General features: G+C 52.5%; 14 protein-coding genes and 3 pseudogenes. 7 read left to right on the forward strand and 10 right to left on the reverse strand.

Annotated features, from left to right (window positions below; genetic code table 11):
- Positions 1 to 160: 160 nt before the first annotated feature.
- Positions 161 to 434: pseudogene (locus NO877_RS19280) on the reverse strand (transposase domain-containing protein); the annotation flags it as partial.
- A gap of 129 nt (positions 435 to 563) precedes the next feature.
- Here NO877_RS19280 and NO877_RS19285 point away from each other — a divergent pair.
- On the forward strand, positions 564 to 1,973 hold the full coding sequence (locus NO877_RS19285; RefSeq protein WP_256397922.1) for a PAS domain-containing sensor histidine kinase: 1,410 nt from the start codon (positions 564 to 566) through the stop codon (positions 1,971 to 1,973).
- 587 nt (positions 1,974 to 2,560) lie between these two features.
- Here the strand turns inward: NO877_RS19285 and NO877_RS19290 are convergent.
- Positions 2,561 to 2,815, reverse strand: coding sequence for a type II toxin-antitoxin system HicA family toxin (locus NO877_RS19290; RefSeq protein ID WP_256397923.1), 255 nt, complete (start codon positions 2,813 to 2,815; stop codon positions 2,561 to 2,563).
- Positions 2,816 to 2,818: 3 nt separating this feature from the next.
- On the reverse strand, positions 2,819 to 3,076 hold the full coding sequence (locus tag NO877_RS19295; RefSeq protein ID WP_256397924.1) for a type II toxin-antitoxin system HicB family antitoxin: 258 nt from the start codon (positions 3,074 to 3,076) through the stop codon (positions 2,819 to 2,821).
- A 365-nt stretch (positions 3,077 to 3,441) separates the two neighbouring features.
- Here NO877_RS19295 and NO877_RS19300 point away from each other — a divergent pair, with 365 nt between their 5' ends.
- From NO877_RS19300 to NO877_RS19305, 3 genes are all read left to right on the forward strand, one after another.
- A complete protein-coding gene (locus NO877_RS19300; RefSeq protein ID WP_256397925.1) occupies positions 3,442 to 3,726 on the forward strand; it encodes a hypothetical protein in 285 nt (94 codons plus the stop codon).
- A 3-nt stretch (positions 3,727 to 3,729) separates the two neighbouring features.
- The gene (locus NO877_RS20005; RefSeq protein WP_379827742.1) at positions 3,730 to 4,110 is read left to right on the forward strand and encodes a dual specificity protein phosphatase family protein; all 381 of its coding nucleotides are present in this window, start codon (positions 3,730 to 3,732) and stop codon (positions 4,108 to 4,110) included.
- A gap of 274 nt (positions 4,111 to 4,384) precedes the next feature.
- Positions 4,385 to 4,708: a DUF6788 family protein gene (locus tag NO877_RS19305; RefSeq protein ID WP_256397926.1), complete on the forward strand. Its 324-nt coding sequence runs from the start codon at positions 4,385 to 4,387 to the stop codon at positions 4,706 to 4,708.
- Positions 4,709 to 4,786: 78 nt separating this feature from the next.
- Here NO877_RS19305 and NO877_RS19310 read toward each other — a convergent pair whose 3' ends face one another.
- Positions 4,787 to 5,335: a DUF8170 family protein gene (locus NO877_RS19310; protein WP_256397927.1), complete on the reverse strand. Its 549-nt coding sequence runs from the start codon at positions 5,333 to 5,335 to the stop codon at positions 4,787 to 4,789.
- 128 nt (positions 5,336 to 5,463) lie between these two features.
- Between NO877_RS19310 and NO877_RS19315 the strand changes: the two genes are divergently transcribed.
- Positions 5,464 to 5,877: a MarR family transcriptional regulator gene (locus NO877_RS19315; protein WP_256397928.1), complete on the forward strand. Its 414-nt coding sequence runs from the start codon at positions 5,464 to 5,466 to the stop codon at positions 5,875 to 5,877.
- Between the two features lie 352 nt (positions 5,878 to 6,229).
- Here NO877_RS19315 and NO877_RS19320 read toward each other — a convergent pair whose 3' ends face one another.
- Positions 6,230 to 7,429, reverse strand: coding sequence for a Cdc6/Cdc18 family protein (locus NO877_RS19320; protein WP_256397934.1), 1,200 nt, complete (start codon positions 7,427 to 7,429; stop codon positions 6,230 to 6,232).
- Between the two features lie 685 nt (positions 7,430 to 8,114).
- Positions 8,115 to 10,241 (reverse strand): type B DNA-directed DNA polymerase, encoded by a 2,127-nt coding sequence (locus NO877_RS19325; protein WP_256397929.1) that lies wholly within the window; start codon positions 10,239 to 10,241, stop codon positions 8,115 to 8,117.
- A 471-nt stretch (positions 10,242 to 10,712) separates the two neighbouring features.
- Here NO877_RS19325 and NO877_RS19330 point away from each other — a divergent pair, with 471 nt between their 5' ends.
- On the forward strand, positions 10,713 to 11,129 hold the full coding sequence (locus tag NO877_RS19330; protein WP_256397930.1) for a TRAM domain-containing protein: 417 nt from the start codon (positions 10,713 to 10,715) through the stop codon (positions 11,127 to 11,129).
- On the opposite strand, the gene NO877_RS19335 is transcribed toward NO877_RS19330, so the two are convergent.
- Complete coding sequence (locus NO877_RS19335; protein WP_256397931.1) at positions 11,126 to 11,419, reverse strand: ArsR family transcriptional regulator; 294 nt, start codon at positions 11,417 to 11,419, stop codon at positions 11,126 to 11,128. The genes NO877_RS19330 and NO877_RS19335 overlap by 4 nt on opposite strands.
- 173 nt (positions 11,420 to 11,592) lie before the next feature.
- A complete protein-coding gene (locus tag NO877_RS19340) occupies positions 11,593 to 11,862 on the reverse strand; it encodes a hypothetical protein (RefSeq protein WP_256397932.1) in 270 nt (89 codons plus the stop codon).
- A 973-nt stretch (positions 11,863 to 12,835) separates the two neighbouring features.
- Between NO877_RS19340 and NO877_RS19345 the strand changes: the two are divergent.
- Positions 12,836 to 13,249, forward strand: a pseudogene (locus tag NO877_RS19345) (transposase); the annotation flags it as partial.
- Here the strand turns inward: NO877_RS19345 and NO877_RS19350 are convergent.
- Together NO877_RS19350 and NO877_RS19355 are read right to left on the reverse strand one after the other, a co-directional pair.
- Positions 13,235 to 13,691: pseudogene (locus NO877_RS19350) on the reverse strand (transposase); the annotation flags it as partial. The pseudogenes NO877_RS19345 and NO877_RS19350 sit on opposite strands and share 15 nt — an antisense overlap.
- A gap of 198 nt (positions 13,692 to 13,889) precedes the next feature.
- A partial coding sequence (locus tag NO877_RS19355; protein WP_256397933.1) for an extracellular solute-binding protein occupies positions 13,890 to 15,001 on the reverse strand: 1,112 nt, incomplete at its 5' end.

The following is a 15,001-nucleotide window of genomic DNA, read 5'->3' on the forward strand; positions in this document are numbered from 1 at the left end:
TCGCCACCGCCGCTGTTGGAGCGGCTGATCAAGGACGCACAGAAGATCCACAAGCAACGACCGATCTTACAAGAGACGCTCGCTACCGCTACGCAACCGAGGTGTGAGTCTTAACTAAAGACGAATGGCCGGCCTCCTTGGCTTCTGTCGAAGCGCTCTGGACTTTGACAGCGGTCTCGCCTACAGCGACCCGCTTCGGCTTCGCCTCAGGCGGGTCGGGAACGCTATCAGCTACTCGATATACCCACTGAAAGATCGCCTGATAAGAGCGTTGAACGCCGAATAGCCGGAGAATCGTTTGTGTATCTCTAAGCGAATAGCCGGTTGCGTGGAGCCGGACGGGCACACCCTAGCGGGCATCACCGTCCGCTCTCGTTCCAATATTCAAGATTTGCCGTATTCAACGTCTCTCTGAGTAGTTCTGGCGACAGCAGGACCAACTCAAACTACGAACTGTTCACTTTTCAAACTGGTTTGATTAGACAGTGCCGATCCAGAGAGGACCGAACTCTTGGTTTGAGTTCTTGTATTTTAAGTACCTTGTATTATAATTATAATTTATCATGACAGCGTCAGACAAAATTGTATCAAAAAAGATGAAACTTCGGTCGTTTCGGGACGCAGTCAAGAATACTGGTCACTCTATCTACTGGACTGACACAACTGGGACTATCGAATACGTTAATCCAGCATTTGAAGACCAAACAGGATATTCTGCTGAGGAAGCAGTCGGTAGCAATGCAAATATTCTGCAGTCCGGTGTGCATGACGATAGATTCTACGAGCGGCTTTGGAACACGATTCTTGCAGGTAACGTCTGGGAGGGTGAAATAACCAATAAACGAAAAAGTGGTGAACGGTATGTCGCCAAACAGACTATCTCCCCGATTACGGATGACACCGGTGATATCATCCGTTTTGTCGCTATCAACGAGGGCATTACTGATCTCAGAGAGTCCCAAGAGCGACTTAAACAGCAACGAGATCGGCTTGCTGGTCTACTTGATGCGATTCCTGTTCCACTCGTCCTTATCGAGTTCGACAAGGGTGAGCCGATTGTGAAGCTGCCAAATCAACAATTTAAGCAGACGTTCGGATTCACTGGGCAAGAATTGGGTGGTTCGTCACTTGACAAATTAATTGTTGAGAGTGTTGAATCCGGCCAAGCACATGAGGTCAACAATCGGTTACAACAGGGTGAACAGGTTTGTCAAGAAGTAAAACGGCGAACTGGTGATGGAGAACAGCGAACGTTCTTGCTCAATGGGGCACCGCTTACGGATGGGAGTGACGAGATTTTAGCAACCTACATTGACATTACTGATCGGAAACAGATGGAAAATGAACTCAGGCAAAAAACGGACGAACTCGAAGACTTCGCAAATGTCGTGAGTCACGATCTTCGGAATCCGCTGAGCGTGGCAATAGGGCATCTGGATACCCTTGCAAATGAATATGATGATTCATGTATTGAGACGATCCGGAGTGCTCATATGAGGATGCAGGAGTTGATCGAGAACATCTTAATGTTGGCGAAGCAAGGACAGAGGATAGAGGAGCTAGAGTCCGTTTCACTCTCTAATTGTATGAAAGAGAGTTGGGTCACAGCCGAAACAGAAAACGCAACCCTTCAGATCGAGAGTTCTCGGACGATCCACGCTGACGGAAATCGACTTCACCAATTGTTCGGAAATCTGATACGAAATGCTATAGAACATGGTGGGAACGACGTAACGGTCACGGTTGGAGATCTCGACAATGGATTTTACATCGAAGACGATGGTCCTGGAATCCCTGAGGAAGAGCGCACCGAGATCTTCAAGGCCGGACACACGACGACGGAAGTCGGAACGGGATTCGGCCTGTCGATAGTGAAAGAAATTGTTGATGCACATGGTTGGTGTATTAATGTGACCGATGGTTATGTGGGCGGAGCACGGTTCGAAATCACTGATGTTGAGATTGCTGAATAGAACAGTCTCTTAGTGAATATAGAGTTTAATCGATTGCCCTTAGGTAGAGGATTGTTGGTCAGTTCTCAGCAGTAGTTCGAGGTCACAGGGGGCAAGAAGAGGCCACTGGGCCACAGTCTTGGGATTGATTTGTGGTTGATGAAGCGGATTACCACAATGCTTGATGGTAAGTTGATAATTACAGCTGACGAGCCCCGACGGAGCGTGGTGGCGTTTCAACTGCCGTTCAGCGGTTCGAATGGTGCGTAGAAAACTAAGAAAGGACAGATAAATATAATTTCTAGATCCATCGACAGTCTGTAGTTACGGCTGCGCTATTGATGACTCCTGTGTTCGCTTGTAACTCATAGGTCGTCGACAGCTTGCTGTGTACTCCGGAGAGGGGCGAGATGTGCGCCTTGTATTCAACAGTCGATTCCTGCCACATCCCAAGAGATTGCAGACGTAAGTGCAAGACTTGTCCTCTGAGTATTGCAATTGTCCTGCTGATCTCGTTCTCTATCTGTCGGTGATGTTCTGTGCGTCGACCTTAACCGATAATTGAGGCTATCGGCTGAAGTAACTGATTTCTCCAGTTGGATTGTGATTCACAGATTGCGATCTAGCCAGTCAAGGAACTTCTCGAAATCTTTCATCCCAGCCTGCTTTCCAATGCCTTTGAGTGTACCGTGTCGGATCTCATCGTGGTCTGGTACGGGGACAGTGCGCGCATCAGCGTCATGGCCTTCGGGAGGGTCCCAACGAAGTATGTAGTGATCACCCCGTATCCGGTCTATATAGAAAGGACCGTTATTCACCAACACCTTCCGGACGTCTTCGCCCGAATACGTCCGGCGGACCATCAACTAGGAAAGATCGAAGGTTTCTGAATCTGGTTCCGGTTCGCCAGAAACGTTACGCTCAGGGTCAATACCAGCCGCACGGAGGTCTTCATCAGTGGGTGTTCGTCCTTCACCGTGGTAACCACTCAGAGCCTCATCGAGGTTCTCTAGCGCCTCACCTCGATCCTCGCCCTGGCTGACGACTCCAGTCTCAGTATCTCTGGCAATCCACCAACCGTCGTCTTTTGTGAGGGTAATCGTCGGGTCGACGGCGGTACTCATATCTGCCACTTGGGGCACAGCACGTATAAAAATTTAGGTCAGAGATGGTTCCAGACGAAGCTCCGTACCCAGTTGACTCCGTCATCGACTGTACGGCATCTATCACCGATGACTAGTTCACCGAGTTCGACGTCGTCGTCGTCGTCACAACAGGTAGCACCGCAGCAGACGGGACGGTCGACATTGCAGTTCGTGTAGCCGAGACGTGCGCCAGTGATGCCGTCACGATAGCCCTCGTCACCGGTGATCCAACCGCAGCCGATCTAACCCGGTTTGAAGATGCCTTCGGGGTAGTCGTTCCGATCCAGCAAGAGCAGCGAATCTGAGAACTCGCGACAGACGTGTACACACTGTTTTCCCAGCCGATGCTGCTACGGGCAGACTATGCTCACATCAACTCAAACCTGCGAGACGTGAGCGTCGTTAGGCTGTCCAGGAGCGTTGGCGCTCGTGAGGAATTACCTGCGATCATCGACGACTGTGGTGGTCCCGAAAACGTGGTCCTAGACCACGTGGAGGTTGGTATCGAGTTCACGCTGAGGAACGCAGAAATACTCGAAGCTCAGTTCGAGACTCCAGGAATCGTCACCGGCCAATCGACATTCGACGACCCATCCAAGTACCGATTGACGCTACTACGGAGGACCTGACACATGGATCGCGGCGCTGAGTCACTATTCGTCGACACGATCGAAGACACTGGTACGGGACTACTCCTAGAGAATCACGGGATTGAGACGGTCGTTTCCTTGACCCACAGCCCTCCCGACACCGGGTTTCTGGAGTCGGTGTCAGTGAGGCAGGTCCCGCTTACTGACGGTCGACAAAACGATCGAGTGCAGTTCAACGAGGCCGTCGACGTACTGGTCTCAGCTCTTGAATCGGGCGAGACCGTGCTGGTCCATTGTTCTCGTGGTGCCTCCCGGAGCCCCTCAGTCGCGGCTACTGCTATTGCGATCGTACAAAATATTGCTCTGTTGAATAGCGGTGCTCGGAGAGGGAGGCGGAAATTGAGTAGCCGTGTGAGCCGTTAAGGGTCGTAGTCTCAGAACCGGTTCCGCTTCACCATCGCTCAAAGGACGCTATTCAACACAGCACAAAATATCGGCATCAAGGAAGCATTCGAACAAGTTACAGAACACCGCGAGGCGTGTGACCCCCACGAGGCACTGGTCCGGCAGGCAGTGACCATGTATCAAAAGAGGTAGGAATTGCTGACTTGATTTGAGCGGATGAAATTAGCCAATAGAATTAACCAACAAATCTATGTCGATAGGCGTTTTGTTGGTTAATACGAGGCGACAGCTGATGTCCTACGAACCTCCAACCCCATCGGCGGAACTTCCAGCTGAGATCGTCAACACCCTCAATGGCTACCCTCCAGACCAGCTCCAGGACGTTGTCCGCTACGCCGAGGCACTGGCCGAGCACAAAGCTCGCGAGGCCCGCCTCAAGGATGAGTCGGATGACGACGAGATCAAGGAACGGCCGGTCGACCTCCCCGACGATGTTCCGACAAAAGCCACGATTACCATCAAGGAGATCAACGACAATCGCTACTACTACTGGCAGTGGCGAGACGGAGATCGAGTTAAATCAAAGTACAAAGGGCCGGTCAATTCAGACAAATAACGCCCTCCGCGCTATTCATCGCGGGGAGATGTCACCGCTTACGTTGGTTGATGCAGGCAATATCGGTCCCACCCACCGTCACGGGAGGTCTTCTGTCACGTCGACAAGCTCCTCTTCGGTCTGCCAGCGATACAGCCGATCTTCCTGGCCGAACAGCTCAAAAACGCCGTCCTGCATCCAACCGAAGGGGTGGTCTTCGTCCTCGTAGTCCCGCTTGAGGACGTGACTCTTCGCGAAGTACTCAGTCGTGCCGACGAGTAGCCCTTGCTCGACGAGGAAATCGCTCGGTTCTTTCTCAGCAACGCCGACGAGGTAGGTCACGATATCGCCGATTAGACAGAACTTCTGGATGCTGTTGTCCCACTCCCCCCGGATGTCGACCATTCGGAAGGCATAGGCGTCTTGTCGGCGGTTGAGCCGGTCGACCACGAGATTTAGCCGGCGGATCGGCTCTCGGTCGTAGTTCCCCAGCACAAAGTACGAACGGTCGTTCTCGTAGACCGGCGTCAACTCGCTCAGGGCGTGGAGAATTTCTTCGTTGTCCGCCAGCGAAATCTCCTCCTCGTCGAGTTGGTCCTTCGCACTTGTGAGGATCTCCTCGGGGACGGGTATCTCCTCGTTAGTCATACGTCGCCCTTATCAAGGCCGTGAGATATGGTTTATGAAGTAATTTACCGAAATAATCAGGTCTTGTTTAGTCGAGAGTAATTTACCCAAGAGTAAACTACTTGTCGATAGAGCGTGTACCGTGCTGTATGAGCACCGACCTGGGAACCGCTGAGGGGATAGAATCCCGCGAACTCGTTCACTTCGTCACCCAACAGACACGGTTCGCGCTCGTTAACAACATCCTTCAGCACCCCGAGCAGCTCCCCTCGATGTACGAACTTGAGGAACTCAATCCCAGTGTGAGCGACGCCACCGTCTACAAGCACATCCAGAAGCTAATCAAAGCAGGTATTGTCAAGGAGGTCGCGCTGAATGATGATCAGCGCCGACAGGGCTATCCTTGGAAGTTCTATGGCCTCACGGAGGAAGGCCGCGAGTTCCTCGAAGACCACAATCTGCTCGCTGCTGAGGATACGCTCCAGCAGATTTACGAGACCATCTCTGACAAGCCCGAGAAGATGGTCAAGTACGAGAACGCACCTCGCCCTGACAACATATAGGCTCAGCTGGAAAGTTACACATCGATAGAGGGGTGTATTAGGTAAACGGCCTCGGGCCACCGAGCCCGATTTTTGACTCTCCGTATGCTACATGAAAATTATCACAACATGTCAATAGCTGAGTCATCCACTGACTACCGGTCACCACACACCTCAATTCAAGTGTAACGAGCTACCTGTTTTGGAGTCGATAGATCACACACCTCAGTTCATCTGTAACAGCCTAACGTTGAACCGTCAATTACCTACCACACACCCCAGTCCATCTGTAACAGCTCAATATCGAACCGCCGAATACCCACCACACACCCTAATCCAAGTGTATAAGCCGACAGAAACGACCACCAGCGATTCAGTATTCTAATCTATCAATATCGTTATCCGCATCCGAGTCGACACAAGTTTTCACTACGGCTGGATCTTTCAGTAGCCGATGGAGTTTGTAGGCTCCACCCCCACGGCCACCACTTGTAACATACGACTCAGAAATATCGAGAAACGCCTGTTCATCAAGGATATCCCGTACGCGGTCGAGTTTTAGCGGATCGGTACCCTCTGCCTCACACACTTGCTTGTACACCGAAAACACCTCTGTAGTCCGGTACTCATCATCTTCGTTGTCGCCATTATCAGTGAGTAACGCAAGAGCCAGTAGCACGTGTTTAGCGTGCGGCGCTTGGGTTGACAAGAGTTCAAGAAGCCGGTCAGCCTCGGCGCGTCGTTTAGCGGCCTCCAAATGCTCCTCACGAACTTTAGAGTCTTGGTTGTCCTCGGCAATTTCGCCTGCGTTTTTCAGAATTCGAATCGCCTTGCGTGCATCACCATGTTCCCGAGCTGCCAATGCAGCGGCCCTTGGGATTACCGATGGTTCGAGCACACCATCTTTGAACGCATCCGCACGTGCCTCCATGATCACTCGGAGTTGGTCGGCGTTATATGGCGGGAAAATAAATTCTTCGTTCCCTAGTGACGACCGAACCCGCTGGTTGAGTTCATCGCCCCAGTCGATTTTATTCGAGATACCAACGATTCCTAGGTCGCGATTTATTTTCCCGGATTCACGGGCCCGCGAAAGTTGCATCAGAATATTGTCTCGGTTACCCGATTCGTCGGGCCGTAAGCGGTCAATCTCGTCTAAAATGACAATACCGCCATCGAAGTGCTCTGAGAATAACTCCCAAGCATGAGTGTAGTAATGAGAGCGTCCAAGGCCTTTCAATGGGATATGTCGCGGCGACCCGGCAGCTTTGTTAACCTCACGAGCGAGTTCACAGGCAGCCTGTGCCTCAGTCGAGTGTTGTGAGCAGTCAATATAGGCGACAGCTATATTGCGGTCATGCCGCTCTGCTTCAGCTTTAGCACGGGATGAGACGTGTTTGACGACCAGTGATTTCCCGGTGCCGGTCTTGCCATAGACCAATACAGGCGTCGGTGCTTCGTTGACCACGACTGGCCGGAGGTAAGTGCCGATCTGCTGTATCTCCTCGTCTCGACCGACGATACGGTCGGAGTCAGGGACCATACCGACCTCAAGGAGCTCGCTGTTCTCTATGAGGCGTGTCGAAGCCGTCTCTTCGTCGACGGCGAATAGTGGGTCCCCACCACTCCCATCACTCCCGGTGAACGTGGCCTGGGGAGGGTCGCTATTGTCGCTGTGGTCCGGAGTCACGGTGGAGTGTTATCATCTGTGTATAAATATTTACTCACCCCAGTCCAACTGTAAAACACACTGTTGGTGGCTACTACTGAGTGAAAGGCTGGATTGACTGCTGTCGAGTGGTAGTGGCCACATACCCCAATCCAACTGTAACTGTTGATTGGACACACCCCAGTCCATCTGTAAGTCGAAGATAGACACACACACCCCAGTCCAAGTGTAACAAGCCGTGGGTAGGGTCCACTCGAAGGACTGGTTAATTGGATCTAAGATACTCGATTGTGCTGTGAACACATGATAGAAGAGCTGTATCCGACTAGCAGTTCACGTAGAGATCACCGAAAAGAATTCGGTGGTTAATATATGCTGAAAAGGCACTACGGTGGTCTAAGTCAACACACCACATAAAACACTAGCATTCAACCACAACCACATAACCACTATTAGACCGTCACCAGCCGCCACAGACAGCCGACCGCCTCCGCATTCGTCTGGTTTACACTTGGACTGAGGTGTGTCTGTTACAGCATTGAGGAACGGTAACCCTTCGTTACTAACGTAACGTCCTTCGTGATATCGGTTATCGATCTCCGTCTGCTGTGTATGTCGTCAAACCCATCTTTTGAGTTCCTGTAAGTTTCCGTCGGATGTCTGTTCGGTCCCACCCAAGCGGCGAAAGGACACTTTCGACAGCTCGGACGAGTTGTGTCTCGTAGTACGAGGGATCATACGTCTCGACATCCTCGTGTGCAAGCGCCACCCGATCTCGTGAGGATTTCTCGTCGTCGACAACCACGTATTCGATATCCTGTCCAGGATGAACGCTGATGCCTTTATCACGAGCGCGTTTGAGTGCTGCAACGTTCTGTGTATTTTGTGAGTATCCGTCGAGTGGTCTTGAGACACGATTCCGCTTCACAAGCTGTTCTGTCTCCACGTCACCGGTATGTAATTTTATAATAGCTCGTTTGAGACAGCCGAGAACTGCCTCCGGAGATTGCGTTTCGTCAAAGCGGTCGAGACACTCTCGTTGGACATCCTCGATAAACGACGGCGTCGACCGCTGTCGAGCCTCTATTCCTCGCAATTTAAATTCATCTTCACCAGCCATCTTTCCGAAGTACTTCGTCAATGCACCAGCGGTGGTCTCTCGTTGTGGGACGAACGCGACCCAATCGTAGTGGGCCTCGTGTTCGAGTCGGATCTCGACCGTATCGGAGATGTCGCTAGCAAGTACATTGAGGTCTACTCGTTGGCTATTATCGACATCTGGATCGGGTGTCACCCAGATTGAGTCGACGATCCCATGGACGACCTGCCAGCCACCGGCCTCCAGCCGCTGTTTCGCTGTCAACAGGATCTCACGAGCGTAGGCGTTAATTGCTTCGTGACACTCGATGCGGCCGAATTTCGCATTGTTGAACCCTTGATAGCCGAAGCAGGCGACGAGGATCCACTTCAGTGCTCCCGACCGCCCTTCGAGCTCCTCCAAGCGGTCCTCGTCAGGATCGTCTCGATTCTGTTCGCGACGGATCGCGGCCTTGATTTCATCACGAGCATCGATGATTGGTTGCAGCACATCGACGAGATAGCCACGCTCATCGCAGATTGAGTAGTCGAGTCCTGGAACGTCGCTTCGATCTCGATGGCACTCACACCGGATCACGTCGGGTGAGACGTTGCGTGTACAGATGATGTTCGGGTACAACGACGAGAAATCCAGTTCGTGGACGTCCTCATGGAGGCCGACCTCTGGTGCAAAAATGAACCCACCCCGGTCGGCGTCGTGGAGTGTTCCCATCGGTTTGTAGAACTCGTGTCTCCATGAGTTCCATGGGACCAATACGCCTCGATCATGGGCCTCACAGATCTGGATCGCGGTGAGGACGTTCCCGATCGAGGCCCACGCGAGTTCCTGGATTGGCTTTTTCGACCGGGAGACAAGATCGAGAACACCATCCAAGTTCGTCTCGCCGTAGAAGAACGTGTTTGACTCATCAATAATTGCTCTACCGGGAACGTTGTATCGGGCTGGGGAGTGGCCCACACGCCCATAACTCGAATACGTTGACTGACTGGCGAGCTGCTGGTAGTCGACATCAGGCCATCGACTCAGCGAAAATTCGTCGACGCCAGCGTTCGTGGCCATCTCGTGCAGTGTGGGGATGATCTGGCTCGTTGAGCAGACGAGGATGTCGGGATCGCGCTCGTCGACTGCCGCCTGTACAGCTGTCAGAATGTCTTCTGTCGACCCTGCAATTGTTTCGCCGTCGACGGACAGCTCTGTGTAGGCATCGCCAGTTGTCTCGGTTACGGGGACGCTAAGCCGGAGTCTCGACAACTCACTGGCTGGGATTGGATCGATATTGTTTTCGAGGCAGTAGCGGAACTCCCGCGAAAGGTCGACGTTGTAGCAGGCAAGATCTCCGATTGGGAACTCCGATAGCTGTCGTGCTTGGCGAGCAAGTGTTGTGACCCGGTCGACGTGGTTGACGTCGACGGCCAGAACCTCCTCGTCATCACGCCGGAAACCTGGCCGCTGGTAGACGATCTCGGTTCTGACGATATCGGGATGATTCTCGTAGATCCTCCGAAGCCTCGTGAGGTCGATATCGTCGTCGGTGGACTGTGGGGCAACGTAGAAACGCGGCGTATACTGTTGGTTTGAATGGGTGGGTGGTGTAAAACCCTCGTGACGAGTTTTCATCAGTCTTATACTAGGAAACAGAATTATGTTCCTGGAATGGGTATTTTCAGATGCGCTTCGCTGTGGAGGGCCGAAGCGCACTTGGGCACCCGTTACCGTTGAACATCGTCTCACACTTGTGGGATCCATTCCCCCACACCCTTTGACAAGAGCTCCCCAAGGATTGTCTCATAGTCGACGGAACCACTAGACAGAGAGAGAATGAACGATCAGAGGCTTTTATTCGGGATTCTCTCATTGTGGGTAGTAAGATGTTCGCGCGACTCGGATGGTTAGTCGGTCGCCAGGAGACAGAAACTCTCTACGAATGTCGACGCTGCGGGTCGACGTTTGAGACTGACCAACGTGTTTGTACGATCTGTGAGTGTGAGTCGATTGCTCGCTATGATCTCCAGTAGTAGTCTACGAAATAAGAAACCAGACCACAACACGCAATAGACGTTGGTAGAAACCCTCGACACGTAACACTTTATGAAAATATCTGAAGATCTCACCTGTCTGTTTTCAGCGACCGTCGACGAACAGAGCGATTCGTATGTCATCGAAGTCCCGAGAGCGGAGGTTGAAGAGGGGTTCGTAGACGCTTCACGGGCCCACAACATCGCACTGCTGTCGACGGCGGCGGAGTCAGCAGTGGATGAGTCTGATTCTACACGCAGCGAGACAGACCACGAAGGTGACCAGCAGGGCCCACCGGTGAGCGTAGGCGAGCAACGAATCGTAGAGATAGATGAGATGGGTGACCAGGGCGACGGCCTCGCACGTGTCGAGCATGGATTCGTCGTGATTGTCCCCGAGACAGAGGTAGGCGAACGCGTTCGAATACAGATTGGACACATCAACGAGACTGTCGCGTTCGCTGATGTTGTCGAGCGGTTCAAACACTAATTACTCGCAGCATCTGTCTCAGTTGCCGACTCCAAAGTAAGCGAATAGAGTCTTTTTCGAGCATCTCTCAGCGATGTTCTTGATTCGACGACGTCGACTTGTTGTAACTGTTCAAGGCCGAGCCGAACGGTCCGCTCTGGAAGGAATGACTCTGTGGCAATTTCTTGTTGACTGAGCGTTCCGTCGTGTTCGAGGACAAGAGCGACTAACTTCGCGCTTGGCGGGAGATCCTGAATTGTATCTCGCAACTCTGTCGAGGATTCTGACCGAGCATCTCCCTGTGTGGTCATTGAATAGTATCGGCGACTCGGTTGTATAATACCACTGACTCAGAGAAACTCTAAGGTAGCTAACTACTCAATAGGAGTGTCTGAAACGCTTTCTTCGGTAGTGTAGTCTATGGTGTTTGGCGGTCGACGCCCGTAGTTAACGCAGACTCGCTATATCGGCTGTCTTGATGTGGTCAGTCGTTCGATTCGTCGAATTTTGCACACTGCAACTCGGTAATGAATAGTTGGTCGTCGACCTCGTAAAGCCAGCCGCGGTTGAGTAGGTACTCAAGGGCGTGGTCGATATCGGCATCGCCGAAGTCTGGATTGGCCTCAGCGATGAGTTCTGTTGCTTGGTGATGTGTAAAGGAGTCTCGATCCGACTGCTTGCAGAGATACCACTCAAGAGCGAAGTACGCGTCTTCGATCCATCCTGGGAGTGGCGGGTAGCCTTCTGGTGGCATTTCTGACGGTTGGTGTGAGCTACTTCTCCCAGCTACTTAAGCGGCCGATTAGCATATTGCAGGCCAATCTCTCCTGGACACCCGACGTAGATCGCAGCTACGGAGAACCGTTCTTTTCTCAATCGTCTCTCTCACTCTCAACACCGCCGAGACCACTTAACCAAAAACTGGATGTGAGAGTCCAATACTGTTGGTTAAGATCCACACGGAGGTTGATTGGCTGTCTTATAGACTCAGATGAGACATGTCTGCAAGACTGCGAGCGCGAGTCTTGCAACGAATCTCTTATCAGATACAGATTGTATTGAATCACTTCTGCTGAATATAGAGGATGAGTCCATTAAACACTCAGATTGAAGTAGAACATTCCGGAAGGGAAAACGGTCGTTATAGAGTGCAATCGTCCAATTCAGAATCCTGCCGACCAAATGTAGGAACGGCTATAAATTCTTTGGGACATTTAATTTTTCCCCACAAACTGGGCACTTATACGATGCAATACCACCCATTTCGCTTCTATCTTCAAAAACAGTATCACAATTTCCACCAATGTCTGAACATTTCACCTGCATGTCTGTCACTAACAAGGAGGTATATAAATAATTTATGCGTACAATATACCTTGGGCATCGAAACCCACATACTAACTCCAATTGAGTCATGCCAGTTGTCAGACACTCACTAATTATTGGCGAATATCCACCATTTGTAACACTCGTTGATCCTGATTCGTCCGTGACCGGCTCGCGCCTTGTATTCAGCAGTCGATTCCTACCACATCTCAGAGAGGTTGTAGACGTACGTGCAAGACTCATCCTCTGAGTCGAGCAGATGCAGCTGTGGTTTTCTTCGGGTGTAGACGTATCGTTCAATATAATCTAACGCTCTTGGGTAGAGGATTGTTGGTCAACTCTCAGCAGTAGCTGGAAGTCACAGCGGGCAAGGGTGACACGTTCGTGTCACCCGACAAACAATGTTTCCAATCAAGACGTTTGTCTCGGAGCGTCGAGCCGCGAACCTGCTACGACAGGTTCGCTGGCGTGACGGCGTCTATTGCCCACGCTGCCGTGGCGAATCTGTGATTCGGTACGGCAGCTATCGAGTGTTTCAGCGATACCAGTGTGAAAATTGCGACCGGACGTTCAACGACCAGACAACCACAGTCTTTGAACACTCAGCGGTTGCTCTCAAAAAATGGTTCCTCGCTGTCTACACCTACATCCGCTTCAACACGATTTTTAGACAGCTAGACGTGGTAATTGACGTTTCCTACAAGACGATCTATCGGCGCATCCAGCGCTTCCTGCGGGCGCTGGATGCGCCTCTGCCACACCTCGAAGGTCCTGTTGAGATCGACGAGCTGTACGTGAAAGCCGGACTCAAAGGCCACGCGGGCGCGACGGTGGTCGCGCTCGCGGCCTTCCAGCCCAGCAGAAATATAGAGCCTGTCGATTTCGATAGGCTCTGTCAGGTTGAGCACTGGCACGTTGAGCGTTCTGGCGAACTGTCCGACGTGCTGTCGAAGTGAACAGTATGAAACGTCGGTTTCAGCGTCTAACTGGCGGATGCCCGTATTGAAGGAGCAATGAGTAGAAGGCAAACAGGAGCGTTCCGAGGCCGGTCCTCACGTGGGCGAAGATCGTATCGGTCTTGTCGTTGAATATGCGTCTACAATCCTTACACCGATATCGCTGAAACAGTCGATAGCTGCCGTAGTCAATCACTGACTCACTGCGGCAGTGCGGGCAGTAGAGGCCATCATGACAGCGAACCTACTGAGCCTGGTTCACGGCAGCAGTCTCCGAACGAAACACTTCAAATGTGAACATACCTGATGACGCAACAGCTTCACTCTTGCCCGCTACGCTTTCACAGCGGCAGCTCTATCCAACCAACAACGTGCTTCGCATGAGCGTATGTTCGAATAATAAGTTACGACTCATCTTAGAGGGCAGAAGCGCAGAGGAGGTATCACCGACGTTGAACATATTCTGCTTCGTTATAGCGTGGTCAGGCCTGTGTACAATTCATCTGTGACTCCGCTGGAGGCAGTCGGTAATGTTGGGGGCGGCATCATCAAGTGCGTTCTGTGGGGATTTTCGACCCGTTATTGCGGCGTTCATCGCTTCGGCGGCTTCGCTCATGATCGCCATGTTTTGTGGGGAATCGAGCGGAACCGGTGGTCGACCCGAGGGAACACACTCGATACCCTGCCTGTGGGCATCGATCCACGAGTCGGCGTGTCCGCGTCGACGGTACTCCGGCTGATCGAAGACCCAGTTGCTCCGCGCGTGGCCGTAGCTTCCGTGACCCTGCCACTGTTGAGTCGACAACAGGAGGTTCATCTGTCGACACGTCGCCCACTGGACGAACAGCCACGCTGCCTCGGGGGCCGAGGAGAACTGACTGATTCCCAGCGACCACGCCCACGTGCTCGCCACGCGGTCGCCGTCGGGACCCGAAAGCGGTGGGAGCCATTTCGTGCGGTTGTACTGTTCGTCACTGAAGACACCCGCGGTCGCGGGGGTATGATACACCATCCCCGTCTGTCCGTTACCGTAGGTTTCGTTCGCACGGAGCCAGTTGAGTTCGCCGCTATCGGGAGGTCCGTACGTTCCCATGAGTTCGGCGTAGGTCCGGAGCGATTCGACACCCGCCTCGGAGTTCAGTGTCGCCTTCCCAGTTCGGTGATCGATCCAGTCGGCGCCGTTGGATTTGAACATCGTCGCCCAGTTCGCCGTTGAGACTGGATCGGCACTGCCACGCGAACAGATACCGTAGCGGTCGACGTGGTCGGATTCGTGGATGGTTTTGGCCGCGTGCATCAGCGACTCGAAATCCGTCGGCTCCGACAGCCCGAGTCGCTGGAACGTCGGTTCGTCGTAGGCGAGACAGCCGTAGGTTTCGATACCGAACGGGATGGCGATCAGTTCCCGCTGTCCGTAGGTGAGTTGATCGAGGACGTTCTCCGGGTAGTCCTGGAGCTGGTACCAGCGTCTGTCGGTCAGTGACGCATCGTCGATATACTGGTGAAGGTCTTTCACCCAGCCGTTCGCGTGGTAGTTTGCGGCGGGCCACAGACCGAGATAAAACCCGTCGAACCGCCCGGTTTGATCGGATAGATCCCGTTCAATCTCCC

It is taken from the genome of Halohasta litorea, assembly GCF_024494645.1.
Classification (GTDB): domain Archaea; phylum Halobacteriota; class Halobacteria; order Halobacteriales; family Haloferacaceae; genus Halohasta; species Halohasta litorea.